This window comes from Anaerofustis stercorihominis DSM 17244 (assembly GCF_000154825.1).
In the GTDB taxonomy this organism is placed as follows: Bacteria; Bacillota; Clostridia; order Eubacteriales; family Anaerofustaceae; genus Anaerofustis; species Anaerofustis stercorihominis.
Genome location: NZ_DS560019.1, coordinates 441,002 through 461,031, shown reverse-complemented (window position 1 = coordinate 461,031; position 20,030 = coordinate 441,002). Strand labels below are relative to the sequence as shown.

The following is a 20,030-nucleotide window of genomic DNA, read 5'->3' as shown; positions in this document are numbered from 1 at the left end:
TAGAAAAAAGGAGTTAGACGTATAATGTATTTAATAATAGTTGATTTTATGATGCACATGTCATTCGGTAAACATTTATATTTTATATATGAATGGCTGATTGAACATTTATATTTAGTAGGATTTGTAGGATTTTTATATGGGTGTGTACTGTTTTACGGTACCGTTTGTGCGAAAAAATACATACCTAAAGATTTTAATGATTTTGTATTTAGTGAAAGTGCAAAAATATTAAAACTTGATTCATCAATAAGTATAGATGATCTTTCAAAACAAATTTACACTAAGTGGGTTGAACATGTTCCAAATTTACCTAAGAAATATAAAGTTCCGACCAAAAAGGGTTTTTGGATTGAAACACCTACGGTAAAGACTTTGGAAGAAGATTTGAATATTAACAGACAAGCAATTGTTACGATGTTTAAATCCAATAAAAAAGAAGGCGAAGTAGCTGAAAGTAAATAAGTATTTATATTTATACTTTAAAATTTTTAATTTAATATCAACTACGAATACTTAATATGTTTTGATTGCTTTTTTATTATTAGTTAATAAGTATTTAATTTAAAAGAGAAAAATAAAATTTTATTTTTCTCTTTTTGTGTAAATATATTTAATTAAATGGAGCATTTAAGTATTTCTTTTATTATATGATAAACAGCATTTTGGTTATTCGAATATGGACTTATCATATCAGATACGTCTTTTAAATCTTTGCATGCATTCTTTACACATATACCAAGTCCCGCATTTTTCACCATTTCAATATCGTTTGTTTGATCTCCTATTGCAATAATATTCTTTTTGTCTATATTGTAACTATCCGCAATTATTTTTAATGCATTATATTTATTTACGCCTTTGGGGAAAATTTCTATCCAGTTCTTTTCTGATTGTGTAATGTTTATATCATATTTTTTAATTATATCAAAAATTTCATCATATTGTTTTTTATTGTTTATATAGCATGTAATTAAAATAGGTTCCTTTACATTTTTTAAGTTTATTTTTATTAAATCTTTGTCAGAATAAAAAACTTTTTCCTTCAGCATATCTGCATTAGTATTTATTTCATAGTAAAAGCCATCAGGACTTTGTACCCCTACAGAAGCATTTATATACCTAAGGTCATCAATAATATTATTAAAATCATTTTGATTTAATGTTTTTATTATTTTATGATCTTCTTTATAAGTATTGAAAATCAATCCTCCGTTACAGCATATATGATAATCATTGAAAGAACTGATCTTTTTCGCTATACTCCTTGTTGCACTCAGTCCTCTTCCGCTTGCTAATACAGTGATGATATTTTGTTTTTTGCACCAATTTAATGCTTTTAGATTTTCTTTTGTTATATTCTTATCATCATCCAATAAAGTTCCATCTAAATCAATCGCAATCAATTCATACATGATATTGCCCCAATTTGATAAATAAAAATATTTAAAATAATATTATGAATTGAAGTCATAGTCGAATATATAATACTTTTTCATATCTTCAGTGATTTTCCACTGACAGTCCCAATTCGTAGGGAATGTAACCAGGTCACCTTCTTTAAAAAAATATTCTGCAGATTCGTTTTTCCCTTTTACCGAAGCACTGCCTTTAATTATGAGACATGTTTCTTGTTTGTCTTTATATTCCCAATCGAATACGCCTTTTTTATGTTCCCATATTTCGCACTTTTTCATTATCTTTTTTTCTTTATCATTGGGTCTTCTTATCAATACTTTCATAAGTAATCTCCTTTTTAAAATATAAGCCCCAAGCAACAAACAAACTCAGGGCTTGATGCAAGCTGTAAATATAAAATATTTAGTAGATAAATATCTTATTCAACTTCTGTTATCCATTTTTTATAAAATAAATTTTTGACTTCATTTAAGTTTAGTTTTTTAGCTTTTTCAAGGAATGTTTTATCCTGAACGATATTTATAACAGCCTTTAATAAAGTCAACTGGTCTTCATTTCTTTTCAGTGCCATATTAAAAATAAACTGGGCATCTACTTTTTTTGTTGCATCTTCAATACTGTAAAACGATACCGGCTCTTTGAGCCTGAGAACACAAATAGCTTGTTTGTTTACATGGATCGCATCGGTATGCGGTATCGCAACCGGGATATGGCTATTAAGCCCTGTGGGAAATTTTATTTCCCTTTCTATACAAGCCTCATAAAAAGATGGTTTTACATAACCCTTTTTGTATAATTCATTAAAAGTTAAATTTATTGCATCTTTCCAGTTTTTTGCTTCTCCATCTATCACTATAACGTCATTAAGCATAATAACCACCTTTCCTTTAAAGTAATATATTATAGATTGTGGATCGCTTTTTCTTTTTGTTTTATCAGTTCATCCCAAATAGGGATATCAACGACTTTTCCGTTACCGATTTGCATAGCAAGTACCCAGGCTCTGAGAGTATTATCAACTGCTTCCAATACTTTAAAGGCTTTTTCAAGATCAGAACCGACGCAAAGGGCACCATGATTGCCAAGTAAAACTATATCATGGTATTTTATCTGCTCTTCAAGACCTTTGTAAATATCAGATGTCCCGCCTTTTCCCCAAGGCAGGCAAGGAATACCTCTCGTTAGAAGGAACTCTTCGTGACATTTGGGGTCGACTGTTTCTCCGAGCATTGAAAATGCGGTTAAATATACGCTGTGGCAGTGGATAACAGCGGTGCAGTCAGGGCGATATTGCAGTGCAGCCAAGTGCATTTTATATTCTGACGATTTCTTTACCGTTCCTTCCAACTGCTTTCCGTCCATATCCAAAACAGCGACTTCTTCTTCCGTCAGTGTAAGTTTTCTTGTTCCTGAAGGAGTAATAAATAATTTTCCCAAATTTCTGTCAATAATTGAAATGTTTCCTTGAAATGCATTTGTAAATCCTTTTTGTTCCAATAATTTTGAAATCCTGATTAATTCCTGTTTAGTATTCATTTTCTATACCTCTTTATTTAATATTATAATTCAAATTAAAATCCGCCGAATAATTTACCTATCAATCCAACCAGTACTACTTGTGTCTGTTGGAATCCTCCGCCTGTTATTAGAGGAGTCATCGAGTCGATTACGCCTACATCATGTGCTAATCGAGTTGCTATAGGAGCCATGAAGTTCAGACATAAGATAGTCCATGCCAAAAGGAATGTTCCCGCAAATATAGCTTTAGGTAAGTTCCCTTTTGATACGAATGCAGCTGCATGTCCGGACCATATCATTCCCCCAAATAAACCTATAGGGAAAAAGGTTATGTTAGGAAGTATGAATGCCAGTAAAATAGTTATAGGCATTAGAAACATAGTTACTATCATTCCGCATTTATCTCCAAGACCGATTGATACATCCATACCGATAAGAATATCAGCGTCTTCGCCTAGTTTCTTTTTCATAAATGACCTTGCTGCATTCGATAAAGGAACCAATCCGTCCATTAATAATGAAACCATTTTAGGCATTAATACGATTACGCTTGCTACACCTATTGCCATTGTAAGTATCGTTCCAAAACTTTGTTTTGTGATCAGTCCAAGCAGTCCTCCTACGAAGAAGCCGACTATTGATGGGGCTGTCCACGCAGTATATTTTTCATTTACATTGTTTATATCAAAATATAGTTTATTTAGACCGGGTATGAGGTCATATAATTTAGCACCGAGCCATGAAATAGGGTAGTGGGTGAGCTGAGTATCCAGTGTGGAGCAGGTGATACCTTTAGGCATATTGAAGTATCCCTGCCATGAAGTTGCGAGCTTGTCTCCGATTTTGCAGGCTACGACAGTTAAGAACAATCCTATGACTATGCCTAAAATATTTGCAACAAGAATTGAAGCTCCGAGTGATAATGCAACGTAGTATGTAACGGCAGAAGTCAATATCGCATTATAAAAATTCCATATATCTACATTTAGAGTTTTTACTACCTTAAATCTGACTAATATAAAGTTTAGTATAAAGCCTAATGGTATAAGCCATAATGCAAAGCTTGTAGACCACACCATGGATGCTATGCTGTCCCATCCTAAGTTGACGGTGGTAAATCCGGTACCCAGTTTTGTATAATAATCCGTCGAAGGTTGTACCGTCGTAACAAGCAAGTTTACCATTAAGTTGATACCTGCAAATCCAACACCTATCATCAATCCATTCTTAAATGAATCAACAAACTTCAATCCAAATATTATTCCTAAAATCGTTACAAAGAATGGCAGAATGATTGAACCGCCCATATCGAGTAAGAATTGAACCGCGTTTAATATAATATCCATTGTTTTCCTCCTTATTGAATTTTTAAGATGTTATTAATCTTCACTACTGATTTTTTTTAATATTTCTGTTAATTTTTCCTTTGTTTCTTCTTCTTCAAATCCTGTTATCAATGAAGCTACGGATAATGCCGGACAGCTTATATTTTCTTCATGGATAAAATTATTCCAGTTGCTTGATGTGAACAGTACTATATCAAAGGCATTTGATTTTGTTTCCGCTTCTTGTATCGTGCTTTTTGAAATGTCTATTGATACTCCCGCATTCTTAGCAATATCTTTAACTGCTGCTTCTGCATAAGATGATGTAGCTATTCCGCTTCCGCAGGCTACCAATATTTTTACTTTTTTCATTTTATATTCCTCCTTTCTTTTATAGAGTTTCGTCTGCTATTTTGATTAAATTTTTGATACCTATTTGATTTGAATGGTCTTCGAGAGATTGTATACAATTATCCAGTGTATAATTCCCAGTTATCATCACATCTCTTGGGATAAGTCCGTTCACGATAGAATCAAATGCCATTTGTATTTGTTGTAGTGTCGTATGGAACAGACCCTTGATTGTAAGTTCGGAGTAATGAAGTAGGGCGGTGTCTACTGTTATACTCGTTCCCGGAGCACATCCCGCAAATTCAAGTACCAATCCTCCTTTTCGTGCCATAGGTATTGTTAGTTCCCATGTCTTTGGGAGCCCTACCGCTTCAATCGCAACATCACAGCCTCTTTCGTTCGGTGTTAATGCTCTTACTGCCTTGATTTGATCCAGTTCTTCCGTAACATGGACAGTCCATTTAGCTCCCATTTTTTTTGCCATTTCTAATCTGAATTCGCTCATGTCACAGGCTATTACCTGTGCACCCATTGCTGATACATATCTTATTATCCCAAGCCCCAACGGTCCCGCTCCGTTTACGACTACATAGTCACCGAGTCTTACATTAGCCGCTTCTGCGCAGTGCATGGCACATGCCATAGGTTCCACTGCCGGCGCAAGTTCCAACGGAACATTGTTTGGAACTTTAAAAGTATTTTTTTCTAATATCTTTTTATCCACAGCTATGTATTCAGTCCATGTCCCTCCAAGCCTTGTCATGTTCGGACATATATTGCTTAAACCTTTTTTGCACCAGTAACAATTCCCGCAGGCTGTTGCGTCATGGGCTACTATTCTGTCTCCAACTTTAAAATCTTTACATTCTTCATCTACTTTGTAAACAAGTCCGCTTGCTTCATGGCCGAATATCGGATACTCTCCTTGACCTCTGTCTATTGCATAAGGTCGCTTATACCTCTTTACGTCCGTACCGCAGGTAGTAACGTAGCAAACTTTCATGATAAGTCCGCCTTTAGGGCATTTTGGCATTTCTCTCTCTTCGATCCTGATGTCATTTAGTCCGTAAAATATTGCCGCTTTCAAAATAATTCCTCCTTTATTTTTTATATTTTTATTGGCTATGATGAATATTGTTTTATTAAGTCCAGTATTTCATTTTTGTTCGTTGCATTTATTAGCACGCTTCTTGTGTTTTTGTTTTGTAATATATTGAATAACTGCATAAGAGCCTTCTTATAGGTATTCTCATTTACCAGAGACAGTGTTATCACAACTTTTACGGGGTCGTGTCTGGGAAATCCGAATATAACGGGTTTCTTCAGCGTCGTAATGGAAAACCCCAGCTTTTTACAGTATTTCCCCGGTGCTAAATGAGCGAGGACTATTCCCGGTACTATTACCATTTGAGGACCCATTTCCTCTATGCTTTTGATTATTGCGACTTTATACGCATCTGTTATAAAGTTTTTTTCTTCAAGTATTTTAGTTCCTTTGATTATTGCTTCCTGCCAGGTACCGCAGAGTTCATTAAGTCTTATAAATGACGGTGTGATCAAATCTTTTAAATTTATTTCACTTTCGTTCGTATATTCCGGTGCATTATTTCTGTTTTGATTTATAAGTTCCAATAATATTTCATACTGGAGCTGAAGTTTATTTACTTTGGGTCTGTACTTCATTGATATTTCTGCAATTTTTCCGGCAAGCTCCAATTGGCTATAATCGATTTTACTTTTGATAAATTTTGCCCTTAAATGTTTATTGATTTCTAAAAAGTCATTGTGGTTAAACATAGGACTTATTTTTATATATTCGTCTTTGCTTAAATTAGCAATTTCAACGGTACTTATTATGTAGTCAAAATTTTGGTTGTTTTTATCCAAATTTATTATTTCTCTTTGAGAAACGATTGCTTTTATTTCAACGCTAAACAATGAAGAAAGCTGCATTGCCACTACTTGTGCTGTTCCGTATCCGGATCCGCATACTACGATTGCCTTTGGCATATCCGTTTTTTCGTTTAGCTTACTGTGAAGTGCGGCTAAAAAGTGCATTGCTATATACGAAACTTCCTGCTCGTTGATTTCTTCCTTGCAGTACTCACTTAAATGTCTGCATACGATTTTTGTATTTCCCAGAAGGTCGGAATATTTCTGCTCCATTTCGGGATAAATGGGATTTAATATCCTTTTTTTATATTTGATTCTGTACACTGTAGGTATTAAATGCGTTATTAGACCGTCTATTACGTCCTCTTTCTTTTCTTTAAAATCCACTGCGTATAAATTGCCTATTTCTTCGACCATTTTTGTAGCAATATTTCTGATTATTATCGCTTCTGTCTCATTGAATTTGTATTTTGTGTTTTTTGTGATTACTTTTGCTCCAAGCAGATGTACTGTAAAGTAATAGATTTCTTCGCTTGGTATGGTTATAGTAAAACGAGTATTTATATTCTCTATGATTTGAGAAGTAAGTGTGTATTCAATGCTGTTATTTAAAGTTGTTTCTCCTGTGATTTCTTTTAATGAACAGTTCCTTGATACTCTGTACACGATTATTGATAAATGTATTAGGAGTGAAGAAAATGTTTCATCTGAAAATATTTCTCCCAGCTCTTTTTCAAGGTGTTGTATTTGTCCGATTAGGAATTCTCTGTCAAGATCTTTGAATAAATCATCAAGCAGTATCGTGTTTGCTCTTTCCTTTAAAGATATATTGCTTATGTAATTGATTACGTATGAAGGTGTTAATACTTCATCTGTCAGTTCTCTGTATAAAGCACGTCTTTTTATTTCATCGATTTGTATTGAAATTCCTTTTCCCGCTTTTTTTATAAGTTTTGTATTTTTATCTTCAAGCCATTTTTCTGCATTTTCCAAATCTTTCGTTATCGTACTTATTGAAGTCGATAATTCGTTTGATAATTTTTCTATAGATATATATCCGTTTCTCTTTAATAAATATCCGATTATGAACGAACACCTTTCTTCCGCCGAATACTTATATTCGTAAGGGTGTGATATATTCAAATAGTTATTATAAAAATCTTGAGATTGTTTGTTTTTTATGACTAATAATCCTTTTTTATAATCTCTGTAAAGAAATGAATATTTTTTATTTCTCAAATATTCTTCGATTTTATTTACGTTGTATCTGATTATTCTTTCGGAGCAGTCAAGTTCTTTGCTTAGACTCTTTACGGAGACATAATCGTCTTTCTCAAAAAGTGTTCTTAAAATTTTGAAACATCTGTTATTTAGTTCCATGTTTCCCACCTCTTATCTTTAAATTATCAAACACGTCTTTTCTGTTCAATCAAGTGCTGCATGTATTATTGTCAATTGTGATTTACAAAAATGAAGTTATATAAAGAATAAAATATTTATTGAAGTTAAGTAGGATAAAATAAGATTTATGTTTGTAAAATGTATTTTAATGAGGATAAATATACAAGTAATAAATATTATCGGTTATTTTTAGTATCGAAACGAAAGTTATTGAAAAAAGGTGTAATCATGAATATAATAAAGATGTATAAATAAATTAAACAAAGGATATATAATCATGGAAAAAAACGAGATTTTACAAAAAGGTAAAAAAGTTATTGAAATGGAAAGATATGAACTTGGAAGACTAATGGACAGTTTAGACGATAATTTCGTCAAAGCTGTGGATATGATAACCGAGTGCAAGGGCAAAATAATATTGACGGGTACAGGAAAATCGGGACTTATAAGCCGAAAGATAGCGGCTACTCTTTGCTGTACAGGAAAGCCTGCTTTTTTCCTAAGTGCATATAACTGTGAGAACGGGGATATCGGTGCTATACAGCCCAATGATTTGATTATTGCAATATCTAACAGCGGGGAAACAACTATTTTAAAAGAATTGGTAATCCCTTCGGCTAAGACTATAGGTGCAAAGGCTATCTGTTTAACGGGTAATACGGAATCCACACTTGCTAAATTATGTGATGTGGCGTTATACATAGGAGTAGAAAAAGAAGCTTGTCCTACAGGAGTAAATGCTACGACTTCAACAACGAACACTCTTGCTATGGGTGACGCTCTTGCTATGGTTAGTGAAGAAATAAGAGGTGTTACAAGAGAACAAGTACTTTTCTATCATCAAGGCGGAGCTTGGGGAGAAAAATTAAAAGACGAGTTTGAAAAATAGATACAAATGTATAATCAGTATTTTAAAAGCTGTTCACAAATTTGTGAGCAGCTTTTTTATTAAGAATAGTTTATTTTTGTTTGCATTTCTTCCCTTGATAAGCTTGTCTTACTTTAAATTCATGGTGAAGAGAGTTTAATACTGATTTCTTGTTTCCGCTCCATAAAGGAGCAATCAAGATCTTTTTTGGACCGTCTCCCGTAATCCTATGGATAACGATATTGTTTGATAAATGCTCAACGCAGTCTATCACAGTGTCTATATATTCTTCCATTGTATAGACTTCAAATTTATTCAATTCATACTCTTTTGCCAGATCAGTATCTTTTAAAACATGTAGGAGCTGAAGTTTGATTCCCTGGATGTCTTTATTGTTTAAATAATGTATAGTTTCAAGGATATCTTTTCTGGTTTCTCCCGGCAGACCGAGTATAGTATGAACTATTACTTCAATACCGCGTTTTCTCAGTTCTTTTACGGCACTATCAAAGCATGATAGCGGATATCCTCTTCTTATATACTCTGCAGTTTTCTCATTTATCGTTTGAAGTCCCAATTCTATCCAAATCGGTTTTATATTATTAAGCTCCTCTAATAGATCTAATGCCTCTTTATCGAGACAGTCGGGTCTTGTTGCTATGGAGAGTGCTACTATATTGGGGTGAGAAAGTGCTTCGGTATAAATCTTTCTTAAATAATCTGTCGGAGCATATGTATTCGTGTATGCCTGAAAATAAGCAATGAAATTTGACGCATTTGTTTTTTCCCTTAGTATTTCTGCCTGATTATTTATTTGGGTCGTTATATCATCAATACCCTTTCCCGCAAAATCTCCAGAACCTCCTTTGCTGCAAAAGATACATCCCCTTGTATCTATCTTTCCGTCTCTATTCGGACAAGTCATTCCTCCGTTTAAGGCTACTTTATATATTTTTTTGTTATATCGTTCTTTTAACATATAATCCAATGAATAATAAGGTTTTCCGTTCCAGTTTTTCATAATAAAATCCTCCTTGGATTTGTCTTAAAATATCATATCACTTCATATTTTTTATTACAATTATTTATTTGTTAAAAATGATAACGGTTTACAATTAAAAATTATATAAAATAGATAAAATTAAAATAAATTTTATTTATATATTGTAATTTTTTACTTATTTTTATAAAAAATAAGTAAAAGAAGCTTAGAAAAGTTATAGAAAATAGGCTTTTTATTTATAACGAAAGGCTTGTTTTATTTTTTTTAGTTTCTTTTGGAAAATAATGAAAAGTGCTTGAAAAATTTTCAGCAATGCTTATAATAAAGAGAAGAAACAAATAGAACAAAAGGAGAGAAGAAAAAATGGTAAAATTATCACCTTCAATATTCGGAGCTGATTTTGGAAGACTTAATGAACAAATCAAAGCAGTTGAAGACTGCAATGTAGAAATGTTACATATTGACGTAATGGATGGGAATTACGTTCCTAACATCGCTTTTGGTCCTGACCAAATTGCTATGCTCAGACCTCATACAGACTTATTCTTTGATGTACACATGATGGTTACAGAACCTGACAGATACATTGAAAGAATTGTTAAAGCAGGAGCACAGATGATAACTGTACATGCCGAAGCTACTACACATTTACACAGAAGTTTGATGCTTATTAAATCATTTGGCGTTAAATGCGGTGTTGTTCTTAACCCTGCAACTCCACCTGATGTACTTAAATATGTATTAGACGATATAGATATGGTTCTAGTTATGACAGTTAACCCAGGTGGCGGCGGTGGAGCTTTCAATCCGACTATGATTGAAAAAGTCAGAGAAATTAAAGAAATGATCGGCGACAGAGATATTGATATCCAAGTTGACGGAGGCGTAAACGCTGATAACGTTAAGTCACTTGTTGATGCCGGTGCGAACGTAATAGTAGCAGGTTCTTTTGCTTTTACAGGAGATGTTGCTAAGAACTTAGACGATTTAAGAAAAGCTGCAGATGCATAAATTTGATGTGTCAAGTTGTATTAATTTAAATATATAAGGAGAAAAGAAATAAAATGAAAGCTGCAAGATTATATGGAAAACAAGATTTAAGACTTGAAGAAGTTCCAATGCCTGAAGTTAAACCGGGCGAAGTTTTAATTAAAGTTAAAGCTGTTGGTATTTGTGGATCTGACCTTTCAAGATATACAAAATTAGGACCTAAATTCCCTGAAAAGGGTCCATTGGTATGGGGACATGAATTTAGCGGTGAAGTTGCCGAAGTTGGTGAAGGCGTAACAAGTTATAAAGCAGGAGATCATGTAACTGCATGTCCTGCACTTCCTTGTTTCGAATGCGAATACTGTAAAAAAGGTGAATATGCAAGATGTATGACTCTTGAAGTTATCGGTGCTGTTAGAGACGGTGCTTTTGCTGAGTACATCGCACTTCCTGAAAGAAACTTGGTTCCACTTCCTAAAAGTGTAAGTTTTGAACAAGCTGCTTTAATTGAACCAACTTGTGTATGTTTCCACGGTTTATATAAACTTAACATGCAACCCGGAGATGATGTAGCGGTTATGGGCTGCGGACCTATCGGTTTACTTGCTATTCAATCTGCAAAGGTATTTGGAGCTAAAAGAATAATTGCTATAGATATCATGGAAGAAAAACTTGAATGGGCTAAAGCTTGCGGAGCAACTGATGTGGTTCTTTCAAAAATCGATGATTACGATTCAGCTAGAAACGGTGTGCTTGATGTAACAAACGGCAGAGGCGTTGATGTTGTTATCGAATCAGGCGGTACTCCTGTAACATCCGCTCAAGTATTGGGTCTTGGATGTAAAGGTGCCAAAGTATTATACTTAGGTATCCCATACGGCGATATTACTATTCCAAGAGAATATTTTGAAAAAATCGGAAGAAGCGAACTTACAATCTACGGTGCTTGGAATGCTATTCAACAAGGTTTCCCTGGAAAACCATGGACAAGCGTAGTTGCTTTCCTTGAAAAAGGTATGCTAGACTTTTCTCCAATAATCACTCATAGATATCCTTTAGACGAAATTGAAGAAGTATTTAAGGCTAATTATGAAAGAAAAACATTATTTGGTAAGATTTTATTCTTCCCAGAAGGAGTAGAAAAATAATGGAAGGTCAATTTAAAACAATTGCGATCGGTTCTGATCATGCTGCAATAGAAGAAAGAAAATTACTTATTAAAGAATTGGAATCTTGGGGAATCAAGGTTATCGATAAAGGACCTGATGCGCCAAAACCTCCTGTTCAATTTTCTCAAATCGCTGAAGCGGTTGCTTTAGATGTAGTTAATGATGAAAAAGGTGAAACAGGCGGTATCTTAATGTGCGGCAACGGTGTTGGTATGTCTGTAGCTGCCAATAAAGTTCCCGGTGCAAGAGCTGCTGTTTGTAACGAATTATTCACAGCAAAATTTGCTAAGAGCGATACAAAATTAAACATCCTTACAATGGGTGCCAGAGTTATTGCGCCTAGACTAATGGCTGAAATAGCTAAAGTTTGGATCGAAACTGAATATTCAAAAGAACCAAGATTTACTGAAAGACTTGGCGTTATGGCTGAAATGGAAGCTAAATACAGAACTAAATAATTAATAAAAAATCGAAATCCTTCAGAAAGCAGCCTTTTCTTTGGGATTTCGTTTTTGTATTGACCTAAATATTAAATAATTGTATAATAAGACATGGTAAAAAATTAAGAAAGGACGTACTTATATGGATAAAATAGCAGCTTCGATAATGTGTGGAAATGCATTGGAATACGGTGATGAATTAGATGCACTAAAAGCCGCCGGAGTAGATATGATCCACTTTGACGTGATGGACGGAGAGTTTGTTAATAATATCGGTATGGGACTTTATATGCTTGAAGGTATGAAGAAACATAGCGATATGATTTTCGATGTTCATTTAATGGTTGTAGAACCTGATGTATACTATGAAAGAATTGCAGAAGCCGGTGCTGAATATATTTGTATTCACGCAGAAGCAGTAAAGCATTTACATAGAAGTATTTTAAGAATAAAAAAAGCAGGAGCTAAAGCAGGTGTTGTTTTAAATCCTTCAACTAATTTAAATGTTTTGAAAGAAGTAATAAAAGAAATCGATTTGGTATGCCTGATGACTGTTAACCCGGGCGGTTCGGGAGAAAAATTCATACAAAATCAATATAAAAAAATTGCAGATTTGAAAGAAATGAAGGAAAAATATAATCCTGATTTATTAATAGAAGTTGACGGTAATATCGGACCTGAAACTATTCCGGGATGTGCAAAAGCCGGTGCAGACGTTTATGTTTGCGGAACCAGTGCCATTTTTAAAGGTGACAGAGATTTATATAAACCTTTAACAAAAGAGATGAAAGATATTATACATAAAGCAGTAGGGGAGGACAAATAAGATGAATGATTTAAAAGTATCAGCTTCGATTATGTGCGGTAACCCTATGAAGTTTGGATGGGAATTAGACAAACTTGAAAAAGCCGGCGCCGATTTGATCCATTTTGACATGATGGACGGACATTATGTTGAAAATATTGCAATGGGTATTTATATGCTCGAACAAATGAAAAAAAGAACTTCAATACCTTTCGATGTTCATTTGGCAATGTTCCACCCTGAAAAACACATTGAAAAAATTGCAAGTATTTTAGATGAAAATGATTGTATTCACGTTCATCCGGAAAGTACAGTTCATATCCATAGAGTTTTAAGAGATATAAAGAGAATGGGAGTTAAAGCGGGAGTTGCCATAAATCCTGCAACTAACGAAGATTGTTTGGAATATCTTATCGATGATATAGACATGGTTTTGGCAATGACGGTTTCTCCCGGATTTGCGGGACAAAAGTTCATTAAGCAAACCCTTGGCAAAATAGAAAATATAAGAAAAATGGCTGATGACAGAAATCCCGATTTAATGATAGCAGTAGACGGGAATATAAACGCTGAAACCATTCCGGGATGTGTAAAAGCCGGAGCGGATGTATTGGTGGCAGGAACATCATCAATCTTTAAAGGTGATGATGCTGATTATAAAGAGCTTATTCAAAAAATGAAAGACTCTGTAAAATAAAAGAAAGAGGTAAATAATAATGAGTGAAATGATGAGAGGCTTATGCCTTAATGAGGACAGACAACTTGAACTTAGAGAGTTCCCTGTTCCTGAACCTAAAAGAGGATATGTTAGAGTTAAAGTAAAAAGAGGCGGTATCTGTGCTACAGATTTAGCATATTGGAAATTCGGTTCTGACAGATTAGGTGAATTACCTGTTATTATCGGACATGAAGGTTGTGGTGTCGTAGATAAATTAGGTGAAGATGCAGAAGGTGTTAAAGTAGGTGACAGAGTTGTTGTTATGACTACATATAAAGTATGTGGTAAATGCAGAAACTGTGCGGTAGGTAACACAAATGTATGTATTGAAAGATTGGGTATCGGTTCTAAAAAGAACGGTGTATTCGCTGAATATGTAGAAGTTCCTGCAACAAGCTGTATTCCAATGCCTGATAGTATGAGCTTTGAAGAAGGTGCGTTGATCGAAGTACTTGCTTGCGGTATCCATGCTGTTAGAGAAACAACTACTACACATGCTGATGAAGTTGTTGTAGTTTGCGGACCTGGTCCAATCGGTACACTTGCTGCTTTAGCTGCTAAAGCAAACAACTCGACAGTTATTTTAACAGGTATCAACCAAGATAAACATAGATTGGAAATCGCTAAAACATTAGGTATCGATTATTGTGTAAACCAACAAGAAGAAGATTTAAAAGCTCTTGTTATGGATTTAACAGACGGTTATGGTGCTGATGTTGTTGTTGAAGCATCAGGTGCTTATCCATCATTAAATACATGTCTTGATATCGTTAAGAAAACCGGTACAATTTCTCAAATGGGCGTATTCCACGGTCCATCTCCTGACTACTTAGATTTAGGTAGAATTCAAGAAAAAGAAATCAGAATCCAAGGTACACTTTCTCAAAAACCAACTGCTTGGAGAAGAGCTGTTGATTTAGTTGCTGCAGGTAAAATCAATATTAAACCATTAGTATCTGATGTTATGAAACTTGAAGATTGGGAAGAAGCTTTCAATAAAGCTGCTAACGTAACAGGATTTAAAGTATTATTCGATCCTGAAATGAAATAGTTTATAATAAACTAAATAATGTATTCAAGATAAGGTGGTTTATAACCACCTTATTTTTTAAAAATACAATAAAATAATCAAGAAAAGCCTAAGCAAAATTACTGTGTTACATATGTAATGATAAAAATAAAAAAATTACATAAGTAATTGACAACGGGAATATTATGTTATATAATACGTGATAGATAAAATTTTGTTATTTAGGAGAGTGAAATAAACATGGCTAAAAAAAATGTAGTTATTACAGGCGGAGCCAAAGGTATTGGTAAAGCTATTTGTGAAAAATTTGCTAAAGAAGGATATGATATCATAATTGTAGATTTTGATGAAGCTGGTATGCTTGAAACTAAGAAAGAATTAGAATCAAACGGAACAGTTGCTCATGCAGTTAAATGTGATATTTCAAATCTTGATAATGTTAAAGAAGTTGCTAAATTAGTTGAAAAAGAATATGGTTATTTAACTACTTTAGTTAACAACGCTGCAATTGCACCGGGCGGAGATCCAAAAGAAATCAGTTTAGATCCTGCAGTATTTGCCAGAACTATGAATATTAACGTAAACGGACCTTATAATATGATAATTTCTTTAATAGATCTATTATTAAAAGCTAAAGATAAAGATCAAGTTCCATCAGTAGTTAATGTTGCTTCAACAGCTGCATTCTCAGGCGGCGGCGGAAGTGTTGCTTACGCTGCAAGTAAAGGTGCTGTAGTTTCTATGACAAGAAGTATAGCTAGATTCTTTGGTGATACAGGTTTAAGAATCAATGCCGTAGCTCCGACTTTAATCATGACACCGCTTATGGCAGAAAGATTTAAAGATGATCCTCAAGGACTCGAAGACAGAAAGAAAACTGTTCCACTAGGAAGATTTATGGATGTTACGGAAGTAGCTGATATTGTTTATTTCTTAAATACACCATCATTTATTCACGGCGAAGTTGTTATTGCTGACGGCGGTAGGAGTTTAAGCGTTTAGTATGAGTGAAGAAAATAAAACATTAACTAATGATGAAGTTAATGTTACTGAAGAAGAAAATGATAATCTTCTCAGTGAAGACACAGTAGAAACAGTAGAAGAAGAAAAGGAATTTCATCTTGACCCTACCAGTGGTGAAGATAGAAGAAAAATACTTGCAAGTTATAAAAAAAGTCTAAGAAAAAGAGCGTTTTCTCCTTTAATAGGCGGAAATGTCGGCATTAATCCCATTGATTTGATGAAAGAGGAAGAGGCTCAAAAAGCTGCCAATAATCAAACTCTTGATATTTATGATCTGACGGAAAAAAGAATAGCCGATATGGAAAAAAAAGTATCTCAGGCTACTTTTATGGCAAGGCTTGCATTCGGTGTTGCTGTTTTCTCTCTTTTGATGCTGTTATTCTTATTAAGTGTTACAAAATTTGCTTAAAGAAGCTTAATTATAAGCTTCTTTTTTAGTTTATTAAAATTATATTAGAACTTTACTTTAACTTTAGTAATAAATTATAATAAACGTAATATATATTTACTATAGCTTTAATTAAGGAATTTAAGCCTATATAAAGGTTGACAAATTTTAGTTAAAGTATTATACTTAATACGTAACAAAGTTTCATTTGTGTGTAAATGTAACAGTTACATAATTTAAATTAATGAGATTTTAATAATCCATTGTGATGATTGACAATTTCATACTTAAAAACGGTTAGAATATTTTTTGAATGCTTACAACTTCAACCGGGGGTGATTAGAGATGAAAACAATATTAGTAGCCTGTGGAACAGCTATTGCTACATCTACAGTAGTTGCTAAAAAAGTTGAGAGACTTTGCGAACAAAACGATATTGAAGTAAAGACTGTTCAGTGTAAAGCTGCAGACGCTGCTTCAAGAGCAAATGAAATATTACCAGATTTGGTAATTGGTACATGTGATTTACCTGGCAACTTCCCTTGCAAGACACTCAATGGAAGAGCATTTTTAACAGGTATTAAACTTAAAGAATGTATCGATGAATTATTAGAAGTATTAAAAAATTAACTTCATTAGGTATTATACGAATTTTAAAAGTAAGCGAAAAAAATATTTAACATAGAAAACAAACAATTTTAATTTTAAAGGAGAAAAACAATGCAAGTTGTAACAAACGCGTTTAGTTATATTATAGACATGGGCGCATCAGTAATGATGCCAATCATCTTCACAATTTTAGGCTTAGTAATGGGTGCTAAATTCGGTGAAGCTTTAAGAGCTGGTATGACTTTCGGTGTTGGTTTCATCGGACTTAATGCTGTTATCGGTATTATGTCTTCTACAATTACACCGGTTGCACAAGCACTAGTAGATAACTTAAACTTCCCACTAACAACTATCGATGTTGGTTGGGCTGCAGGTTCTGCTATCGCATGGTCAACAGAAGCCGTACCTTTCGTATTCCTAGCAGTTATCATAACAAATATTATTATGATCGCTTTAGGTTGGACAAAAACAATGGACGTTGATATCTGGAATTACTGGCACGTATTATTCTCAGCATCAGCTATCCTTCTTGTATGTAAAGGAACAGCTTTAGCATGGGTATTCGCTATAGGTCAAGCAGTATTAATGATGGGTATAATCTTTATCGTAGCTGACTGGACACAAGCTGACTGTGTTGAAGTATTCGGTCTTGATGGTATCTCACTTCCACATATCCAATCAATGTGTAACTGTATCGTAACATATCCATTGGATAAATTATTAGGAATGATCCCTGGCGTAAAAGACATTCACTGGACAAGTGAAGGTATCGTAGAAAAGCTTGGTTTACTAGGTGAACCAATCATGATGGGCTTCATCATCGGTGGTTTCTTATCAGCATTATCTCAATTTACAGCTCCTGAAGTAAATGTAGGAACTGCAATTCAACAAATTCTAATCGTTGGTATGAATATCGCTGCTGTATTAGTTCTTATCCCTAGAATGGTTGCTCTATTAATGGAAGGTTTAATGCCAATCTCAGAAATGACACAAGCATTCCTTGAAAAGAGATTCCCAGGAAGAGAATTATACATCGGTCTTGATGCTGCCGTAGCTACAGGTCATCCATTCGTTATTTCATTAGGTCTATTAGCTATTCCTATTATCTTAGTAGAAGCAGTTATATTACCTTGGAATACAGTATTACCATTAGCTGACTTAGCTGCACTTCCATTCTACGTAATTTGTGCCGTATTACCTAACAAAGGTAACTTATTCAGAGGTTTAATAGAAGTAATTATTATGTGTATTATCTATCTAACATTCTCTACATATGCAGGTACAGTTATGACAAACTTAGCAGGTGCTGCTAACTTAACAGTTCCTGAAGGTGCTGCTCAATTATCAAACATCGCTCTTGGTGCTCAATGGATTACATGGTTCCCATTCATGTTAGCTAAAATGGTTTGTCTATAAAATATAATTTTATAGTATTACATTTATAACATTAAGAACTTAAAGTAAATTTTATTAAAATCTGATCACACCCATGAACCCTTACAATAGTAAGGGTTCTTTTTTATATTTGAAATATATATAATTTGTATTTTAACGGACCATTAAAATATTGCAATTTATATTAGTTTATGGTATATTATTTAAGTATTAAATATGCGCCCTTAGCTCAGCTGGATAGAGCGTTTGACTACGGATCAAAAGGCCGGGGGTTCGAATCTTCCAGGGCGCGCCATTTTGTAAAATTAACACCTTTAAGGGTGTTTTTATTTTTAGATTTTAAGTAGAATTAAGTCATAATTTGACAAAATACCAATAGTAGTATAATATAAATAAATAGAAACTATATGTAGTAATATATTTTGGAGAAAATATGAAGAAAAAAATTATTTCAACTGTTTTAACTATAATTTGTTTGATGACTTTTTTATGGACACCTGCGACAGTGAGTGCGAATAAGTCTACACAGCAAAAACTCAATGAAACACAAAAACAAATTAAAAATAAAAACTCTGATTTAAAAAGTGCTTCAAATGAAGCTGATAAGCTTTCAAAAGAAATCAAAAGTTTTGACAGTAAGATTTCTAAATTAAATCAGAATATTGAAGAGCAGGAAGATAAACGAAGCAAAGTAGAAAAATCTCTTTCAAAAGCTAAAGAAGAGTTAGAAAAAGCAAAGAAAGAAAAAGAAAAGTATAAAACAGTCTTTGATGAGAGAATGAAAGTAATGTATATGTATGGAGATACTGGCTACTTGGATATCATTTTTTCATCTGAAGGTATTTCTGATTTATTAAATAATATATCAAATTATAAAGACCTTGTAACTTATGACCAAAATATAATCAATAGACTTCAAAAGGCTGAAAATAAAATTTCTGCTGAAACTGCAAAAATTTCTGCAAATAAAAAAGAATTAGATGATTTGATTAAAAAACTTAAAACAAATAAAGAAGATTTGGATGTTTTGAAGGCTGCTAAAGATCGTCAATTAACTGATACGAATGAAGATCTAAGAGGCGTTAAGGAACAGCTTGATATATTGCAGAAAGAAGCTGATGAACTTAATGATAAGCTATATGAAGAAAATATGAAGAAGCAAAGTAATTACTCTAAAGGTGATCCGGGTACTTATGGTACCGGCAGAAAAGCCATATTAAATGTTGCAAGAGCGCAAATAGGGAATTACGGCGGACAGAAGTTTTGGAGTTGGTATGGCTTTAATTATAGAGTATCATGGTGTGCTTGTTTTGTCTCATGGTGTGCTAACCAAGCGGGGTATTTAAGATCGGGTACAATACCTAAGTTTTCTTATGTGGATAATGGCGCAAATTGGTTTAGATCCAGAGGAAGATGGCAGGGAAGGAATTATACTCCGAGAGGAGGAGATATTATTTTCTTTGACTGGGACGGTAATGGCGTCGGAAATCATGTCGGAATAGTTGAGAGTGTTAGCGGAGGAGTTGTGAATACAATAGAAGGTAATAGCTCTGATGCCTGCAGAAGAAGATCTTATTCTATTGGGTCATGGAATATAATGGGATATGGTGTTCCTAATTATTAATAGTGAATTTAATTGAATATTAAAATAAATATAAAAAAGCTCTGCTTATGCAGAGTCTTTT

Annotated in this window: 22 protein-coding genes and 1 tRNA gene; 14 read left to right on the top strand and 9 right to left on the bottom strand. The window is 33.7% G+C overall.

Annotated elements, in window-relative coordinates:
• Positions 1–24: 24 nt before the first annotated feature.
• Positions 25–465 (top strand): hypothetical protein, encoded by a 441-nt coding sequence (locus ANASTE_RS06925; protein WP_007050272.1) that lies wholly within the window; start codon positions 25–27, stop codon positions 463–465.
• A 152-nt stretch (positions 466–617) separates the two neighbouring features.
• On the opposite strand, the gene ANASTE_RS06920 is transcribed toward ANASTE_RS06925, so the two are convergent.
• The 8 genes from ANASTE_RS06920 to ANASTE_RS06885 all read right to left on the bottom strand — a co-directional run bounded on the left by ANASTE_RS06920 (position 618) and on the right by ANASTE_RS06885 (position 7,886).
• A complete protein-coding gene (locus tag ANASTE_RS06920) occupies positions 618–1,415 on the bottom strand; it encodes a Cof-type HAD-IIB family hydrolase (RefSeq protein WP_007050271.1) in 798 nt (265 codons plus the stop codon).
• A gap of 42 nt (positions 1,416–1,457) precedes the next feature.
• Positions 1,458–1,742, bottom strand: coding sequence for a cupin domain-containing protein (locus ANASTE_RS06915; RefSeq protein ID WP_007050270.1), 285 nt, complete (start codon positions 1,740–1,742; stop codon positions 1,458–1,460).
• Positions 1,743–1,837: 95 nt separating this feature from the next.
• Positions 1,838–2,290, bottom strand: coding sequence for a PTS sugar transporter subunit IIA (locus ANASTE_RS06910; protein WP_007050269.1), 453 nt, complete (start codon positions 2,288–2,290; stop codon positions 1,838–1,840).
• Positions 2,291–2,319: 29 nt separating this feature from the next.
• Entirely contained in the window at positions 2,320–2,955 is a 636-nt protein-coding gene (locus ANASTE_RS06905) for a class II aldolase/adducin family protein (RefSeq protein WP_007050268.1), read from the bottom strand.
• Positions 2,956–2,990: 35 nt separating this feature from the next.
• Positions 2,991–4,283 (bottom strand): PTS transporter subunit IIC, encoded by a 1,293-nt coding sequence (locus tag ANASTE_RS06900; RefSeq protein WP_007050267.1) that lies wholly within the window; start codon positions 4,281–4,283, stop codon positions 2,991–2,993.
• A gap of 33 nt (positions 4,284–4,316) precedes the next feature.
• On the bottom strand, positions 4,317–4,634 hold the full coding sequence (locus tag ANASTE_RS06895; RefSeq protein ID WP_007050266.1) for a PTS sugar transporter subunit IIB: 318 nt from the start codon (positions 4,632–4,634) through the stop codon (positions 4,317–4,319).
• Positions 4,635–4,653: 19 nt separating this feature from the next.
• Positions 4,654–5,700, bottom strand: a complete 1,047-nt coding sequence (locus ANASTE_RS06890; RefSeq protein WP_007050265.1) for a zinc-dependent alcohol dehydrogenase — start codon at positions 5,698–5,700, stop codon at positions 4,654–4,656.
• Between the two features lie 35 nt (positions 5,701–5,735).
• Entirely contained in the window at positions 5,736–7,886 is a 2,151-nt protein-coding gene (locus ANASTE_RS06885; RefSeq protein ID WP_007050264.1) for a BglG family transcription antiterminator, read from the bottom strand.
• Between the two features lie 298 nt (positions 7,887–8,184).
• On the opposite strand from ANASTE_RS06885, the gene ANASTE_RS06880 reads away from it, so the two are divergent.
• Positions 8,185–8,796 carry a KpsF/GutQ family sugar-phosphate isomerase gene (locus ANASTE_RS06880; RefSeq protein ID WP_007050263.1) on the top strand — a complete coding sequence of 204 codons (612 nt, stop codon included), beginning with the start codon at positions 8,185–8,187 and terminating at the stop codon, positions 8,794–8,796.
• A 70-nt stretch (positions 8,797–8,866) separates the two neighbouring features.
• On the opposite strand, the gene mnmL is transcribed toward ANASTE_RS06880, so the two are convergent.
• Positions 8,867–9,796, bottom strand: coding sequence for a tRNA modification radical SAM protein MnmL/YtqA (mnmL, locus tag ANASTE_RS06875; RefSeq protein WP_007050262.1), 930 nt, complete (start codon positions 9,794–9,796; stop codon positions 8,867–8,869).
• A gap of 345 nt (positions 9,797–10,141) precedes the next feature.
• Here mnmL and rpe (ANASTE_RS06870) point away from each other — a divergent pair, with 345 nt between their 5' ends.
• From rpe (ANASTE_RS06870) to ANASTE_RS12345, 12 genes are all read left to right on the top strand, one after another.
• Positions 10,142–10,789, top strand: a complete 648-nt coding sequence (rpe, locus tag ANASTE_RS06870) for a ribulose-phosphate 3-epimerase (RefSeq protein WP_007050261.1) — start codon at positions 10,142–10,144, stop codon at positions 10,787–10,789.
• A 53-nt stretch (positions 10,790–10,842) separates the two neighbouring features.
• On the top strand, positions 10,843–11,916 hold the full coding sequence (locus ANASTE_RS06865) for a galactitol-1-phosphate 5-dehydrogenase (protein ID WP_007050260.1): 1,074 nt from the start codon (positions 10,843–10,845) through the stop codon (positions 11,914–11,916).
• Positions 11,916–12,395: an RpiB/LacA/LacB family sugar-phosphate isomerase gene (locus tag ANASTE_RS06860; RefSeq protein WP_007050259.1), complete on the top strand. Its 480-nt coding sequence runs from the start codon at positions 11,916–11,918 to the stop codon at positions 12,393–12,395. Before ANASTE_RS06865 ends, ANASTE_RS06860 begins: the two co-directional genes overlap by 1 nt.
• Positions 12,396–12,519: 124 nt before the next feature.
• Positions 12,520–13,203, top strand: coding sequence for a ribulose-phosphate 3-epimerase (gene rpe / locus ANASTE_RS06855; RefSeq protein WP_007050258.1), 684 nt, complete (start codon positions 12,520–12,522; stop codon positions 13,201–13,203).
• 1 nt (position 13,204) lies between these two features.
• A complete protein-coding gene (gene rpe / locus ANASTE_RS06850; RefSeq protein ID WP_007050257.1) occupies positions 13,205–13,879 on the top strand; it encodes a ribulose-phosphate 3-epimerase in 675 nt (224 codons plus the stop codon).
• A gap of 19 nt (positions 13,880–13,898) precedes the next feature.
• The gene (locus tag ANASTE_RS06845; protein ID WP_007050256.1) at positions 13,899–14,951 is read left to right on the top strand and encodes a zinc-dependent alcohol dehydrogenase; all 1,053 of its coding nucleotides are present in this window, start codon (positions 13,899–13,901) and stop codon (positions 14,949–14,951) included.
• A 219-nt stretch (positions 14,952–15,170) separates the two neighbouring features.
• A complete protein-coding gene (locus ANASTE_RS06840; RefSeq protein ID WP_007050255.1) occupies positions 15,171–15,932 on the top strand; it encodes an SDR family NAD(P)-dependent oxidoreductase in 762 nt (253 codons plus the stop codon).
• A 1-nt stretch (position 15,933) separates the two neighbouring features.
• The gene (locus ANASTE_RS06835; protein WP_007050254.1) at positions 15,934–16,362 is read left to right on the top strand and encodes a hypothetical protein; all 429 of its coding nucleotides are present in this window, start codon (positions 15,934–15,936) and stop codon (positions 16,360–16,362) included.
• Between the two features lie 324 nt (positions 16,363–16,686).
• Positions 16,687–16,971, top strand: coding sequence for a PTS sugar transporter subunit IIB (locus ANASTE_RS06830; protein WP_007050253.1), 285 nt, complete (start codon positions 16,687–16,689; stop codon positions 16,969–16,971).
• A gap of 90 nt (positions 16,972–17,061) precedes the next feature.
• Positions 17,062–18,366 (top strand): PTS galactitol transporter subunit IIC, encoded by a 1,305-nt coding sequence (locus ANASTE_RS06825; protein WP_007050252.1) that lies wholly within the window; start codon positions 17,062–17,064, stop codon positions 18,364–18,366.
• Positions 18,367–18,563: 197 nt separating this feature from the next.
• Positions 18,564–18,640, top strand: a tRNA-Arg gene (locus ANASTE_RS06820).
• Between the two features lie 138 nt (positions 18,641–18,778).
• Positions 18,779–19,969, top strand: a complete 1,191-nt coding sequence (locus tag ANASTE_RS12345) for a CHAP domain-containing protein (protein WP_007050251.1) — start codon at positions 18,779–18,781, stop codon at positions 19,967–19,969.
• Positions 19,970–20,030: the final 61 nt, after the last annotated feature.